The sequence below is a fragment of the Thiomicrorhabdus sediminis genome (assembly GCF_005885815.1).
GTDB lineage: Bacteria > Pseudomonadota > Gammaproteobacteria > Thiomicrospirales > Thiomicrospiraceae > Thiomicrorhabdus > Thiomicrorhabdus sediminis.
The window spans coordinates 934,275-949,337 of sequence record NZ_CP040602.1 but is presented as its reverse complement, the minus strand read 5'-3'; the positions used below and the strand labels follow the sequence as shown (position 1 = coordinate 949,337).

Below are 15,063 nucleotides of genomic sequence, written 5' to 3'. Positions count from 1 at the left end.
CGTTCATGCCTAGTTCAAAACAATCCCGTCTGCGAACCTAAAGGTTGCAAAGTTAACCGGTTGATTGGTCAATTCTATTTGCTCTTCGCTGACAAACAGTACCTCAATAGACTGGTGATTTTTCGCCCATTTTAGCCATTCAGAAAGCTGGTTGCTTGCATCGGTTACAGCATAGACAAGCACAATCCCGCAATGTAGCGCTTTTAATTCGTTTAACAATAGCTTATCTGTGCTTGGGCTTGATTTAAGCCTTCTACCTATGACGGGTTTGGCACCTATGGCAACCACCTCATTGCTGATAATCGCCTGAATCAACTGACCGTCTAAGTCTGCTTGTCCGGCTCCGATAAGCATGATCTTATTAGATTGACTCAATCTGGCTTGTTTATTCGCTTGGTAAACTCTACTGAACAATAATGGTAAGACACTGTTTTGCCAGAGCAATCTGACCGCACTTTGCTCTTCAGTCAAAGCAAAAGTGACCTTAAAAAGAACCTGCTGAATCTGTTCATGCCAGAATTCTGCATATAACTGAAAAAGTAACTCTTTGATTTTGCTGTCATTACAGGCACGACTCGCGTTGATCAACTCATCTACAAAGCTGTTCTCATCTCGGTCTAAGGTACTAAGTCTCTGCTGCTCACGCTCAGCCAAAATGGCTTTCACTTTACTAATCGCAACACCTTGTTTAGTCAGCTCAACGGCTTCATTGATATAATCAATATGCGCTTGATTATAGAGTCGATGACCGCTATCGGTGCGAACCGGTTCAATTAGGTCATAACGACGCTCCCATGCACGCAAGGTAATCGGACTGACACCGGTCAACCTTGCTATTTCCCTGATTGGATAAAGTGCCTTGTCATGACTCATGACTGAACTTCCTTAAAAATTTGCAATTATGTTATACATAAACTTATACAAAATCAATTATGCAACGCCAATACCCTGTAAATAAGGCTTCTGTTATTAAAACACTTCAAGCAAACTCTGCTTTAAATCTTGCGATAATGACTCTGCTCCCAACCAGATACCGAAATAAGCCTGCTTGAACCCTTTAGCTTCGGTTTCAAACAATGGCTCGGAGTTCAGACTCAACTGGGTAATGCCATTATTGAAGTGCTCTAAGGCATAACAATCCCCACTGCCTACATCACGATAACTCCGATGTAACCTTTCAACCTCGGTTGATACCTGTTCAGTTAGGTTTTGCGGTAATATTTTTTCCGCTGCGGTTATGATTTGTGAAGCAGTCAAATCACGTTGATAACAAAGCCTTAACTTAACAGCAATCGAATCATTCAATAACTGCTGCTTGAACAACTTTCCGGCATTGGCATACTCAGGCAAAAATAAGCTTGCCTGATAAATGTCTACCCACAACCATGTTGCTGTCGCTTGGGAAACCATTTGCCATTTTTCGTTTTTTTGTGCACCTGGCTCTGCTTTTTGCCATGCATCACTAGCATAAGAGATATTCAAAAATAAACTCATTAAGATGGCGCTAATGACATTAAAAAAGCCTGCTTTGATGTACATAAAGCATCCCTCTGAATCTACTCTTGCTTAATGAAGACCAATGTGACTTCACCGACTTTGAATCCCCACTTAGTGACTTCCGCCCGATTCAGCATTATTTTGTCATTATGCAAATACATCCAATCATCAAATTGGACATGAATGGTTCCATTCTTATAAGGCAAATCCAAGGTGTATTGCCAACGAAAAGCGTTACCAGCTACTTTGCCGTTCGCTTGGCCAATCACATCGTCGGCCTTTCCGCTGTAACGCTTGTCCCCTGCTCTGTCGATATACCAAACACGGGTTTGCTTTTCGCCATCATGATATACAAAGCTTTCATCCAGCTTGAGTTGTTCCGCCTGCTTATTAATGGAGCCTTGTATATCGACCTCGAAGCGACGTATCAGTTGACCCGAACGATTCTGAAACTGACCATAAGCCTTAGTATAGCCATCAAAGTAGCTAAATAGATCCAATTGAGGTTTCTCGTTTTGATACATATCCACATTCATACTGGAACATCCTTGCAAAAGCGTCATAGTAGCCAAAGCCAATAAAACTTTTATTGATTGAATTTTCATAAAAGCCTCCACATATCGTCTTATGAATCGCCATGTCTACTGAGCACGAGCTGATTGACCGAAATATGGCCTTTTTCAAATCCTATGGTGCAATAATCCAAATAATAGTTCCATAATCGTTGAAAGGCTTGATCATAGCCTTTTTCAGTAAGTATTTCGGCATGGTTATTGAAGTCGTGCTTCCAGATTTGACAGGTTCTGGCGTAATCGGCACCGAAATCAAAGTTTTGCTCAACGCTAAAACCGTTCTCAGTACTCAATAGATAAAGCTGCTCAACACTCGGTAATAATCCGCCCGGAAAAATATAGGCTTGAATGAAATCAACCGAGTTTTGATAAGTTTCAACGACAGCATCGCTAATGGTAATGACCTGAATAGCAACCTTTCCTCCCGGTTTCAAACAGCGCTTTAAGGTGGCAAAATATTGCTGCCAATACTCTTTACCTACCGCTTCGAACATTTCTATACTGACGATGAAATCGTATTGCTGTTGCTCCAAACGGTAATCTTGTAGCTTTATATCAAAACGGTTTGCCAAAAATTGCTGCTGCAAACGGTGTTGGGCGTATTTCTTTTGCTCTTCCGATAGGGTCAAACCAGTTACCTTGGCACCTTTTTCCAAAGCCATCTCCATAAAACCGCCCCAACCACAACCAATCTCCAATACAGTGCTGTCTTCACCAATACATAGATCATTGAGAATTTTGCCGTATTTTTGTTGTTGCGCCTCAAACAACGAATCATCTTTGTGCGCAAAGATACCACTCGAATAGGACATGGTTTTATCTAACCAAAGACTGTAGAAGTCGTTACCCAAATCGTAGTGATAGGAAATATTGCTTCGACTATTGACCATAGAATTATGGTTTTTTCTGTGCTCAAGTAACTTCAGAAAAGACAGTTTACCTTGTGCCAATAACGGTTCAAAAACGGTTTGATTTTCAAAAGCGAGATCCATCAATTGGTACAGAGAACTGGTATCAATGGCACCTTCATAATATGCTTGGGCAAAACCAAGTTCACCTTGGGTTTTTATCAACCAATATGCACGCACCGGATGAACAATTATCAACTCGGCATGCGCGCCTAGGCTGGCACCCTCAAAACGATAACTTTTCTCTGCCAGACTGATCACTAAAACACCCTTCTCGATGTTTTTAAAAGGCAAATTAATAATAAAACGCTGCAATAAAGAAGCAGGCAGTAATTTTTCTAAAAAGGCCAGTTTGGCAAAAGAGGAAGATTTTAGCGCTGCATTATTTCTTAACATAACGTCATCTCCGTATGGCTGTATTGAGTATTAGCCAGATATTTCGGTGTCGTATGAAACTTGCCTCCTTTGAACCAAATTTTCATCGCCCACCAATGAATCATGACAATCACTTTAAAACTATTGAATGGCAATTTTAAAAATGCCTTGAGCAGATTGCTGTTAACCAAATCCTGTTCTTTAGCGACCTGAATCGCATTTAAAACCGGCCGTTGATTCTGAGTCTCATAGATTCCTAACTGATAATTGAGATCGGGCTTTCGTAACCGAAAACGATAATGGCAATTCATATTCAAAAATGGTGAAACATGAAACTCTTTGTCGGCTCCGGCACATATTTTCTCGTTCAATGGTCGTCCCTGATCACTTAAAACATAATGATGCCATTGGCCAAAAGTGTTACTGACTTCGGCCACCACAGCAATCAGTTGCCCCTGTTCATCGTAGCCGTACCACATTGCCAAAGGATTAAATTGATAACCCAAACATCGAGGCATACAAACCAACTCGATGCGTGCAAATTTATTATGGACACCATAGTACAAAAGCAGTTGTTCAAACCAACTACGCCACGACTGTTCTGATCGTGCTCCAAAGTCACGACGATAAAGACTTAACAGATTGAATCTATCAAAACTGAGAATTGCCAATGAGTCAGTCTCTGATTCAATCTCATCAATATCGACACGCAGGCTAAACACTCCATAGTTGAACCGGTATTCAAATGGGAAGAAACGTTGGTGCATTACCTGTCCTATATATAAGGTACTTGGCATTTATAATTCTCCGCTTGGTTTAACCGTTCTAGCTCGCTTTTGACTCAAATTCGTATTGATTGGTCAGATCGGCGTTATTGGCCGATGATTCCTGATCAAATCCGACAGCTCTTTCCCAAGGCAAATCAATACCCCATAGACGCATCAGTGCCACAGAACTGCTTAGGCCGTCTTCATGAAAACCATAGCCAAAATAACTGCCGCACAACCAAATATGGTGTTGCCCTTGTAACTGGCACAATTCGCTCTGCGAATTCACAGCGGCTTCATCAAATACCGGATGTTCATAAACGATTTTTTTAATGGTTTTATCCTGCTGCGGAACTACCGATGGATTAAGGGTGACAAAGTAATCTATCGAAGTATCAAGTTGTTGCAGCAAATTCATCCAATAAGAAACCGCGACCGATGATTCCTGTTTTTGCATATCGCGCAGATAGTTCCAGCTTGACCAGGCGCGTTTTTTTTCAGGCATCAATGAACTATCGCAATGCAGGTAGGCGATATTTTCTTGGTATCGAAAATTTGCCAAAGGACTGAATGTTTGACGAAGATTGGCATCCATCATTCGCCAGGCTTGATCGGCATGGCAGCCCAGGATCACTTCGTCAAATACCAATAATTGACCTTTATTGGTGTGTAATACAACTTGATCGTTTTCTTGCTCAATACTCACTACTGCCGTATTGAGGCGACATTCAAAATTTCCCTGTGCAAGGATTTTATCAATATAGGTCTTGGAACCATTAGTTACCGTTTCCCACTGAGGGCGGTCCTCGATGTTGAGCAGTCCATGATTCTCAAAAAACTGTAAAAAACTTCTTGTCGGAAACCTCAACATCGTCTCCACAGGGCATGACCAGATAGCGGCTGCCATAGGTAATAAATAATGCTCCCGCATTTTTGTGGAAAAGTTAAACTTGTCCAGGTAATCGCTCAAGCACATATTCGAACAGCTGTTAGCTTTGAGTTGAGATTTGGCCAAGCGATTAAACCTCAGAATTTCACCAATCATCGACCAATGTTGCCAGGATAAAATATTGCTCCTCTGGGCGAACAAACCGTTCAAATCGGTACCTGAATATTCAAGCTTTGAGTTATTCCCTTTATCAATCGATACCGAAAAACTCATATCTGTATTCTGAGTAGTAACGCCTAAATACTTAAACATCTTGGTTAAATTCGGGTAGTTTGGGCGGTTAAATACAATAAACCCTGTATCTATAGACAAGGCTTTACCGACTTTTTCATATACATCGACCGTATTGGTATGACCGCCAAGACGGCTATCCTTTTCAAACAAGACAACCTCATGCTCTTGACCCAAAAACCAAGCCGCACTTAAGGAACTGATACCACTACCAATGACAGCGATACGTTTAGGCTGATTGGAACCCTTTATAGTCTGATTCGTCTTGTGCATTGAGTTATCTTGATTTATTGAAGATTTCATATTCGTTCCAGTGACTCGATGAGCCTTTTGCTGTCAATCGCTAACAGACTTTCTGTATAGGTTTTACATACAATTTATACAATAACTATACAATTAGTCAAGCCATGCTGTACAATTAAATACAATCTCTGTATAAGTTTTAACAACTATCGAGGTCAAAATGCATAGCGAACATAAGCTTCATCGAATCTGGTTGATTGGTGGCTCACAGGGAATCGGTTTTGAGCTGACTCAGATTTTGCTTGATCAAGGCCATAAATTGGTGGTTTCATCGCGTGGCGCAGAATCTTCACTATCGCTACTGAAGCTGCAAAAAAAACATCACTCTCAACTTAAATTACTAAACCTAGACGTAACGAAAAATCAACAGATCGAAAGCGCAGTTAAAGAAGCCATTGCCTTTTTAGAGGTGGTCGATATCGCTTTTTATAACGCTGGCACCTATACTCCGATGAAAATGTCTGAATGGCAAATGACAGAATTTGAAAAAACCAACGATATAAACTATCTGGGTGCAGTTCGCATGTTAATAGCCTTAAAAGAGTGCTTTTTGAATCAAGGTCACGGCCGCTGGATATGGAATATCAGTCTTGCAGCTGATTTCGGCTTGCCCTATGGAGGGGCCTACTCCGCTCCCAAAGCGGCTTTAATGAATCTGGCTGAATCACTGCAACCCGAACTCAAAGCACACAATATCCAATTACAGGTCATTAACCACGGTTTTGTGAAGACCAGATTGACCGCAAAAAACGATTTTGTCATGCTGGGATTGATGGATGCCGAACAAGCTGCAGCAAAGATTGCCAAGGTGTTCAACCATAATAAATTTGAAACCCGCTTTCCATTTTCACTTTCCAGCTTGCTGGGAACCCTTAAACGACTCCCTAAAAGTTGGACTTTAGCGATCACCCAAAAGGCTTTGAAAGATGAAGACCGCAACAGACAACCCCATAAACAATAATCTTTTAAAACAATCACTTGAGGATTATTTGGCATGCTTTGAAAATTTGTCTATCAATAATCTGGCTGAGGATTTAACGCCTAGATGGCATCCTCAAATAGAGTTTAAGGACCCCTTTAACCATGTATTTGATGCGCAACACTGTGAGCGAATCTTCCTCCATATGTTCAGTCAGTGTTATGAGCCTGAATTCAAAATTATCAACGTTTATTTTGACGAGAACCAGGGTAGTGCTTACTGGCAATTCAGTTTTAAGCTTTCACCAAACGCCAATCAGCTGGAAACCATTATTGGCAATAGCCTTATTCAACTGGATGAAACCGGATTGATAACCAAGCATATCGATTTTTGGGACGCGGCAGAGTACTTCTACGAGAAACTGCCTCTATTGGGTAGCCTGATTAGATTGGTAAAACGCAAACTCACCGTTGCTTGAGCATAGAGATAGATCGATGCGACCCATAGCAAACCATTTTTCCTATGCTTTACTGGCAATGCCTATTGCCATGCTTGGCTTGCCGGTTTATATCTACCTGCCCTCTTTTTATAATCAACAATTCTCATTGAGTTTAACCGCGATTGGCTCGGCGCTATTGTTAGCGAGAATACTGGATGTGTTTACAGACCCATTAATTGGTTACTGGAGTGACAAATTCAGGGTAAAGTTTGATCGAATCAAACAGATCTTCATCGCCAGCATTTTGTTGTTGATCAGCTTATTATTCCTGTTTCAACCTACCTTGATTAGTGAGAGTAACCCTTCCTGGATTTTAATCTTTGCCCTGAGTTTCATCAGTTATTTTTTTTGGACACTGGTACAAATTCCCTACCTTGCACTTGCCGCAGAAATCTCTCCTGCAGACAATTCTGCAACAGGCCGTAATATTGAAAACCGACAAAATCCATTGATAAGCGCCAGAGAAAGCCTTTCCATCATTGGCGTTATGGCTATGCTGCTACTGCCTTTCTTGTTACAGACAGAGGTCACAGAACAACGCTTTTACAACAGTTTCTGGCTTATTCTGGTGGCCATTTTCATGTTCTCATTACTGCTTTTGATAACGCAAAGAGCAAAACTTCAGCCTAGCCCCCCTACCGACCACAAAGCGCATAGTTTTTTTCAGCAGTGGCAAATAATCCGTTGCCATCACTCTTTTGCCTTAAAGATTTTCAAACCTTATTTTTTAAATAACCTAGCCAATGCCATTCCTGCGACGCTGTTTATAATTTTTGTCGACCAATATCTGCAGCTCAAAGATCAAGTCGGCGTATTTCTGTTGGTTTATTTTTTAACCGGGTTACTCGCCCTACCAGTTTGGCTTTATTTGGCCAGACGTTTTGGTAACATCAAAATTTGGCGTTTATCGATTGCTCTGTCCGCCATGAGTTTTTTAGCGGTGTTTGCTTTAGACGAGGCCAATGAAACCCTTTATCTGATTATCTGTGTTTTAACCGGTCTCAGCCTGGTCGTCGATATTGCCATTCCAGCATCAATACAAACCGATATTAGCCGACAAGTTTCGCAACGTTCAGAAAATTTAAATGGATTTTTATTCGGTATTTGGGGAATGACAACCAAATTAAGTTTGGCGGTTGCCATCGGATTTTCTTTACCGGCGTTAGACGGCCTCAACTGGCTTGGCATAGAACCGGATACGGGGTTATTACTGTTATATGCATTACCGGCAATCGTATTGAAAACTTGGGTACTGCACATACTAAAGACACGGATTTTTTTGCAATTTTGAAGTGCGTTTTGTTGCACATTGCTTAACTCAGTTTTCCTTAGACTCGAACATTGATATACCTTACGATTTGCTATAGTTAACGCAAACACAAACTGTTCAAGCGAATTTATTGAAAACTAAATGAGCAGTTATTTATCTGTATATCTAATGGGAAGCACAATATGTCTGATCAATTTCCAAATCTATTCACGCCACTAAAACTCGGTGCTGTAGAATTACCGAATCGTTTCGTTATGGCACCGTTAACACGAGCAAGAACCGAGCAAGACCATATTCCTAATGAATTGATGGTGGAGCACTATGCGCAAAGAGCCAGTGCCGGCCTGTTAATTGCCGAAGCGACGATGGCAATGGAAGGCTGCAGTGCATTTTGGAAAGAACCGGGAATCTATTCAGAAGCACAGATTGAAGGTTGGCAGAAAGTCACTCAAGCCGTTCACGATAAAGGCGGGCGCATTTTTGTGCAGGTCTGGCACGGCGGACGCGCATGTCACCCGGATTTAAACAATGGCCGCACACCTGTTGCTCCTAGCGCAATAGCCATCACCAATGCCGATGTGCATACCCCAAATGGAAAACAGGCTTATACCCTTCCACGTGCTTTGCAGACAGCGGAAATCCCGGCAATTGTGGCAGGCTTTAAACAAGCGGCGATCAATGCCGTCAAAGCCGGTTTTGACGGCATCGAAATCCACGCCGCCAACGGTTATCTGATTGATGAATTCCTCAGAGACGGTTCAAACAAACGCGAAGACGAATACGGCGGCAGCTTGGAAAACCGCTCTCGTTTATTATTTGAAATCCTCGATGCTTGTATGAGTGTTATCGATGAACAGCGTATCGGTATCCGAATTTCACCAATCAATAGCTTCAACTCGATGCGAGACAGTGACCCATGTGGCTTGACGCAGTATTTGTGTGAAAGGCTAAACCAGTATGACCTGGCTTATCTGCATATTATGCGCAGCGATTTTTATGGCGAGCAAACCGAAGACGTTTTATCGGTCGCGCAAAAAGTCTACCAGGGCAATCTGATTACCAATATGGGTTACAGTGCTGAAGAAGCCGAAGCGGAAATCGCCACCGGTAATTCAGCGGCGGTCGCCTTTGGTGTGCCTTTTATCGCCAATCCCGATCTGCCGGAGCGCATTGCAGCCAATGCAGAGCTCAATCAGGCCGATCCCGATACCTTCTATACACCGGGAGCGAAAGGCTACAACGACTACCCTTTTATGTCGGTATAGTGATTTAAAAAACGCTAAATTAAAAAGGCCCGTATCGCGGGCTTTTTTATAAGCAAAAACATTTAAGCGAATTTTGAATATGAAATTTCTACAGCCAAAAGCAACCTTGGTTGCCTTTGGCTAACACTGATATCCGGGTTGATGTCGCTTTTGATGCCCCACCGCCAATAGCATCTCAGTGTTAACGCATTTGAGGCTTATTGAATTTCTCACGGGCCTTTGTTACCTCAGCCCTAAAAACACAGCCTTCCGCATGGTCATTGATCAACCCCATAGCCTGCATAAAGGCGTATAGGGTTGTAGGACCGACAAATTTCCAGCCCTTTTTCTTTAACGCCTTTGATAACGCTTTCGATGCCTCTGAGGTTGAAACGGTTTGAGGCTTGGCCAACTCTTCTTCGCGGGGTTCATAACTCCAGAAAAACGCCGCCAGAGACCCAGCTTCGGCGACCAAATTTTTGTGCGCACTTGGCATTGTTGATAACCGCTTCTATTTTTCCACGGTGACGAACAATGCCTTTATCTGTCAATAAGCGCTCAACATCCTTTTCTGTAAATCGCGCTATTTCGTTAAAATCAAAGCCGTGAAACGCTGAACGAAAATTATCCCGCTTGGCGAGAATCGTGCGCCAACTTAACCCTGACTGAAAGCTTTCAAGGCACAATTTTTCAAATAGTCGGATATCATTATCGACAGGGTAGCCCCATTCTTTATCATGATATTCAACGAACTCTGAGGCCGCAGAACACCAACTGCAGCGCGGTTTTCCATCATCACCAATAACGGTTGAACTCAATTTATCGCTCCCATGAACTAATCAATAACAAACTGTAAGCGCTGGCCGGCTTTCTTAGGGTCAACCTAAAGGATTTCGGCTTTAGCTTTGACATTGCCTTCAACCACAAATGCATCTTCGCTAACTCTTGTTTGCAGTTCAGACACATAAATATTGTGAACAATTACTAAACCCCTCGCCTAGACTGCAGACGAAACAAAACTAAATGGGCATAAACTCAAACTATTGGTAGCTGGCTTGTATTTGAATTTGAATAATTCTAGATAAAATAAAGGTGCCTTTATTGTCGAACAAGTCAGTTTTTTGCCAACTAGCTTTTGACAATTTTCAACAGTTCGTCCGACAAAGTGATCGGATCAAAAGGTTTTTTGATCACACCTTTCGCCCCCAAAGATTGCAAAAACTTGATCTCGTCAGGTTGGACCTTAGCTGTCATAAACACGACAGGGACATCAGAAAGGTAATCAAAATTTTCCCGTAATGCCTTTAGTGTTGAAGGACCGTCCATTTCCGGCATCCTTACATCTAGTAACAGGATATCCGGACAAAAATCACCTAAATTCTCAAGTGCCGCATGCCCAGAAGAAAAAGCGGTCACCTCAAAACCGCCGATTTTTTCCAGTGTCATACTGGCAACCATCTGGATATCCAGATCGTCTTCAATATAAAGAATTTTTTTAAAATCTTTCATTTCAACCCTCTATCAAGCAGACGCTTCAACTTTTTTATTGGATTAAAGTCTGCATGGATCATTTATACTCTGTCACACACTTCGATATAGCGGAAATTCAAACCAGAATTCCGCACCCTCACCTTCAACCGAATTAAAGCCTATATGCCCTTGCATGCGCTCTACCAATTCTCTGGTAATAGCCAACCCAAGGCCTGTTCCACCTTTTTTTCGGGTATCGGATGAATCCGCTTGAGAAAATTTATCGAAAATCTTGTCATGGAAGCTTTCAGGAATACCACAGCCATTATCGGTCACACGGGTTCTGACGTAACCATTCAATACCTCGACTGAAACGGTAACCAAAGAATCATTCGGAGAGAACTTTATCGCATTTGACAGTAAATTCGCCATCACCTGCTCAAAACGAATGCTGTCTACTTCAACTTCAAGGTCTGCATCAATCGATTGAACTTCAATACTGACATTTTTTTCGACACCATAAGTTTTGTGAGCATCTACCGAATGCTGAATCATATCCGCCACAGATTCGCGTTGCATGGCAAGCTTTAGCTTACCGACGGAAAGCTTTTCCATATCCAGTAAATCATCTATCAAATGCGACAAACGCCCGGTATTTTTATAGGCGATCAACAACATTTGCAGGACATCTTTGTCCAAATTGCCAAACCTACCATCGACCACCAATCCCAAAGCTCCGGATATCGAGGTCAATGGCGTTCTTAATTCGTGACTGACCATGGAAACAAATTCACTTTTCATGCGCTCAATTCGCTTACGCTCGGAAATATCTCTAACAATGGCAACAAATCTTGGCTGCTCGTTTTTCGGTGAGATATATTGTAAGAACACTTCAACATCAATAAGCTTGCCATCCTTATGCTGATAAATGGTCTCAAACCTGATTGAAGGGCTCTCTCCATTTAACAAAGGCATGATCTTCTGCTTAAACTGTTTCTTATCGAATTCCGATTTAATATCGTATGCATGTTTTGCCAGAAGCTCTTCTTTGCTGTAACCCAGTTGCTGAATCGCCCCCTGATTGACATAAAAGAACTTTAACTGATCGGCATCGAACATAAATACGCAATCCAATGTCTGATCCAGAGTGGTTTTGAATTGATTCAATTCTCTTTGGTTCTTTCTGCTTTCGGACACATCTTCGATAAAAGACCAAATCAATTTACGCCCACTAGGACCTTCGATCAGCATACCGTTTAACACCACCGGGAAACGGCTGCCGTCTTTACGAATATATTCTTTTTCATAAGGGCCGTAGCGCCCTGTGAGTTCTAAGTTTTTCAACTGTATAGCTTCAGACTCTTGATATTCTTTAGGGGTCAGCTCCCAATAGCTCAGTGCGTTAAACTCTTCTCTGCTATAGCCGGTCTGTTGCAGCAAGGCATTATTGAATTCGATAAATGCACCGGTATCGTAATCGTTCAGAGCAATCCCCATGGAAGACAATTCAAACAGACCGCGAAGACGTGTCTCACTTTCCAATAGCGCTTGTTCATATTTTTTTGACTCTGTGACATTCGATTGAACCGCGATATAACCCGTATGCTTTCCCTGAGCGTCTCTAAGTTGATTACATTGGATATGCACCCAATAAGGCGTTTGGCTCTTGCTGTAATTCAATAACTCTACATCAAAACCCGTAGACGCCGACAAAGCCTCTCTTATTTGCTCGACAACAGACGGATCGGTTTCTGGCCCTTGCAGAATATCTCCCGGTTTTTTCCCGATCAATTCTTCGTTCTCATACCCTGTAAGTCTTTTGAAACTCGGGTTTACCCAGGTTATTTTTCCATCCAAATCAGTAATTACTACAGCGTTAGTGGTTTGGTTGACCACCTCGGATAAAAGCACTAACTCTTCTTTACCCTGAATAAACTGTTGTTTGATCTTGGCCGATGAGACTAATTGCCCTATGGTCACAAGCAAAGGATTCAAAAAATCGATTAATTTTTCATCGTAGCCATCAAGACGATTCGCAATACCGATCATCGCCACCAATTTACCATCGTAATGAATTGGCACCCCCAAGAAGGCGTTAAGATCAGGATGCCCTTCAGGTAAGCCACCACGCCGTGGGTCTTGATATGGATTATTGGAAATAACCGGTTCTCCGGTTGTCAAGGCGACACCAAACAAGGAATGTAGGTTATAAAATTCCATCCCTACTGGTGCATTTTTCTCATAAAACGTACGAGTATTCTCATTCCAGGAAATATTGGTTATGGCATAGGTTTTTAAGTAAGGCTCGTTATCCTGTCTATATAAGACCTCGCCAATAAATCCATATTCACTCTCTGTCAAAGTCAAAATATCGTTGAGTAACCCATCAAAGGCTTTTTGGCGGTCATCCTGCAGAATAAAATTCAACTGAGCTCTTGAGACAATCTCTGTCAGTTTTTTGGAACGCTCCATTTCGTGGACAAAAATTCGATTATCGGAATATTCGATTTCGGTCATCACCAAACTGGCGAATTCTTGCAACGATTTTTGCTGTTGTGCATCAAACGTTCGAGGTTTGGTATCAATAATGCACAAGGTACCAATGACAAAGCCGTCTCGGGTGACAAGTTGAGCTCCCGCATAAAAACGGATATGTGGCGGATCTAAGACCAATGGGTTGTCTGCAAAACGCGTATCTTCCAACGCATTTTCAACGACAAAAACATTCTCTTCTAAAATAGCATGCGCGCAGAAAGAAACCCTTCTATCGGTCTCACAAACCGAAAAGCCTTGGCGGGACTTGAACCACTGGCGGTTTTCATCCACCAAAGTAATTAATGCTATGGGAGCATCAAACATCGTCTTGACTAAACGGGTAATTCGATCAAAACGTTCTTCTTGCTCGGTATCGAGAATTTCAAGCTTATACAGGGCTTCTAAACGTGCCTTCTCGTTTTCAGGAATGGCAGCCTCTTGCATCACAATATCTCTTTTTCTTGAAACTGGTTTTTAATCTGCAGCATCTCTGGCAGCACTTGTTCAAAAACTTCCACCAACTCAGGATCAAAGTGTTTGCCACTTGATTCCTTGATTAAACTCACCGCATCTTCGACAGACCAAGCTTTTTTATATGGTCTTTCAGAAGTCAAAGCGTCAAAGACATCGGCAATTGCAGCGATTCGACCAACTAGCGGAATCGAATCTCCAGCCAGACCATTTGGGTAACCGCTACCATCCCACTTTTCATGATGGGTCAATGCGATTTCACGAGCCATCTTTATTAAATCACTGTCATCACCTTCTAACATTCTTGCACCGATCGTGGTATGGGACTGCATGATTTTCCATTCTTCGGCATCCAGTTTACCCGGTTTCAATAACACTGAATCAGGAATCCCTATTTTTCCAATATCGTGCATGGGACTGGCATTAAGAACCAAGTCACATTGATAATCGTCCCATCCAATTGATTTCGCCAGATGGGCGCACATATGACTCATTCGCAAAATATGATAGCCAGTCTCTTCGTCGCGATACTCGGCAGCCTTACCCAGCCTTTGCACGACTTGCAAACGCGTATGATGCAACTCTTCGGTTCGCTCCTGCACCACAGCCTCCAATAAGGCCTTTTGATTGTATAAGGCCTTATGCGCAAGCTGACTCTGTAGAAAGTTACGTACCCTCATTACCATTTCATTGACATTGAAAGGCTTGACCAAAAAGTCCTGAGCTCCTAGTTGCAATGCTTTCAATAGAAATTCTTCGCTACTCTGCGCGGTCAGAATGACAATCGGCGGAAGCAAAGGATCATTCAACGCTTTCAATTGCTCCATGACCTGATAACCATCCAGGTAAGGCATATTGATATCAAGCAAAATCAAGTCAGGCATTTCTGACTTATATAGGGCAAGTACATTCCTAGGATCGCTCTCCAAAACAATGGATCCATAGCCTTGAGATCGTAAAATTCTATCGACCAACTTGAGGTTTACAGGTTCATCATCCACCACCATTATCTTGGCAGTATGGCAATCATTACTATCGTGAACAGATTTCATC

The 15,063-nt window shown here is 42.2% G+C and carries 15 protein-coding genes; 4 read left to right on the top strand and 11 right to left on the bottom strand.

The window, feature by feature from the left end; translation table 11 throughout:
* Window positions 1–9 precede the first annotated feature (9 nt).
* The 6 genes from FE785_RS04320 to FE785_RS04295 form a co-directional block, all read right to left on the bottom strand.
* Window positions 10–873 (bottom strand): MerR family transcriptional regulator, encoded by an 864-nt coding sequence (locus FE785_RS04320; protein WP_138564592.1) that lies wholly within the window; start codon window positions 871–873, stop codon window positions 10–12.
* Between the two features lie 96 nt (window positions 874–969).
* Window positions 970–1,539 (bottom strand): chalcone isomerase family protein, encoded by a 570-nt coding sequence (locus FE785_RS04315; RefSeq protein ID WP_138564591.1) that lies wholly within the window; start codon window positions 1,537–1,539, stop codon window positions 970–972.
* Between the two features lie 17 nt (window positions 1,540–1,556).
* Window positions 1,557–2,102 (bottom strand): DUF3833 domain-containing protein, encoded by a 546-nt coding sequence (locus FE785_RS04310; RefSeq protein ID WP_138564590.1) that lies wholly within the window; start codon window positions 2,100–2,102, stop codon window positions 1,557–1,559.
* 20 nt (window positions 2,103–2,122) lie between these two features.
* Window positions 2,123–3,373, bottom strand: coding sequence for an SAM-dependent methyltransferase (locus FE785_RS04305; RefSeq protein WP_138564589.1), 1,251 nt, complete (start codon window positions 3,371–3,373; stop codon window positions 2,123–2,125).
* Window positions 3,367–4,149: a DUF1365 domain-containing protein gene (locus FE785_RS04300; protein WP_138564588.1), complete on the bottom strand. Its 783-nt coding sequence runs from the start codon at window positions 4,147–4,149 to the stop codon at window positions 3,367–3,369. The genes FE785_RS04305 and FE785_RS04300 overlap by 7 nt, the downstream gene beginning before the upstream one ends.
* A 28-nt stretch (window positions 4,150–4,177) precedes the next feature.
* Window positions 4,178–5,602: an NAD(P)/FAD-dependent oxidoreductase gene (locus FE785_RS04295; protein ID WP_238696367.1), complete on the bottom strand. Its 1,425-nt coding sequence runs from the start codon at window positions 5,600–5,602 to the stop codon at window positions 4,178–4,180.
* Window positions 5,603–5,762: 160 nt separating this feature from the next.
* Between FE785_RS04295 and FE785_RS04290 the strand changes: the two genes are divergently transcribed.
* The 4 genes from FE785_RS04290 (at window position 5,763) to FE785_RS04275 (ending at window position 9,555) form a co-directional block, all read left to right on the top strand.
* A complete protein-coding gene (locus tag FE785_RS04290) occupies window positions 5,763–6,563 on the top strand; it encodes an SDR family NAD(P)-dependent oxidoreductase (protein ID WP_138564586.1) in 801 nt (266 codons plus the stop codon).
* A complete protein-coding gene (locus FE785_RS04285; protein ID WP_138564585.1) occupies window positions 6,529–6,999 on the top strand; it encodes a nuclear transport factor 2-like protein in 471 nt (156 codons plus the stop codon). Before FE785_RS04290 ends, FE785_RS04285 begins: the two co-directional genes overlap by 35 nt.
* A 16-nt stretch (window positions 7,000–7,015) precedes the next feature.
* Window positions 7,016–8,311: an MFS transporter gene (locus FE785_RS04280; RefSeq protein ID WP_138564584.1), complete on the top strand. Its 1,296-nt coding sequence runs from the start codon at window positions 7,016–7,018 to the stop codon at window positions 8,309–8,311.
* Window positions 8,312–8,472: 161 nt separating this feature from the next.
* Window positions 8,473–9,555: an alkene reductase gene (locus FE785_RS04275; RefSeq protein WP_138564583.1), complete on the top strand. Its 1,083-nt coding sequence runs from the start codon at window positions 8,473–8,475 to the stop codon at window positions 9,553–9,555.
* A 181-nt stretch (window positions 9,556–9,736) separates the two neighbouring features.
* Here the strand turns inward: FE785_RS04275 and FE785_RS11020 are convergent, their stop codons facing one another.
* The 5 genes from FE785_RS11020 to FE785_RS04255 all read right to left on the bottom strand — a co-directional run bounded on the left by FE785_RS11020 (window position 9,737) and on the right by FE785_RS04255 (window position 15,062).
* Entirely contained in the window at window positions 9,737–10,030 is a 294-nt protein-coding gene (locus tag FE785_RS11020) for a DNA-3-methyladenine glycosylase I (RefSeq protein WP_275115358.1), read from the bottom strand.
* A complete protein-coding gene (locus tag FE785_RS10935) occupies window positions 9,963–10,352 on the bottom strand; it encodes a DNA-3-methyladenine glycosylase I (RefSeq protein WP_275115357.1) in 390 nt (129 codons plus the stop codon). Before FE785_RS10935 ends, FE785_RS11020 begins: the two co-directional genes overlap by 68 nt.
* Window positions 10,353–10,662: 310 nt before the next feature.
* Entirely contained in the window at window positions 10,663–11,043 is a 381-nt protein-coding gene (locus FE785_RS04265; protein ID WP_138564582.1) for a response regulator, read from the bottom strand.
* 72 nt (window positions 11,044–11,115) lie between these two features.
* Window positions 11,116–13,983 carry a PAS domain S-box protein gene (locus FE785_RS04260; protein ID WP_138564581.1) on the bottom strand — a complete coding sequence of 956 codons (2,868 nt, stop codon included), beginning with the start codon at window positions 13,981–13,983 and terminating at the stop codon, window positions 11,116–11,118.
* The gene (locus FE785_RS04255) at window positions 13,983–15,062 is read right to left on the bottom strand and encodes an HD domain-containing phosphohydrolase (RefSeq protein WP_138564580.1); all 1,080 of its coding nucleotides are present in this window, start codon (window positions 15,060–15,062) and stop codon (window positions 13,983–13,985) included. Before FE785_RS04255 ends, FE785_RS04260 begins: the two co-directional genes overlap by 1 nt.
* Window position 15,063: the final 1 nt, after the last annotated feature.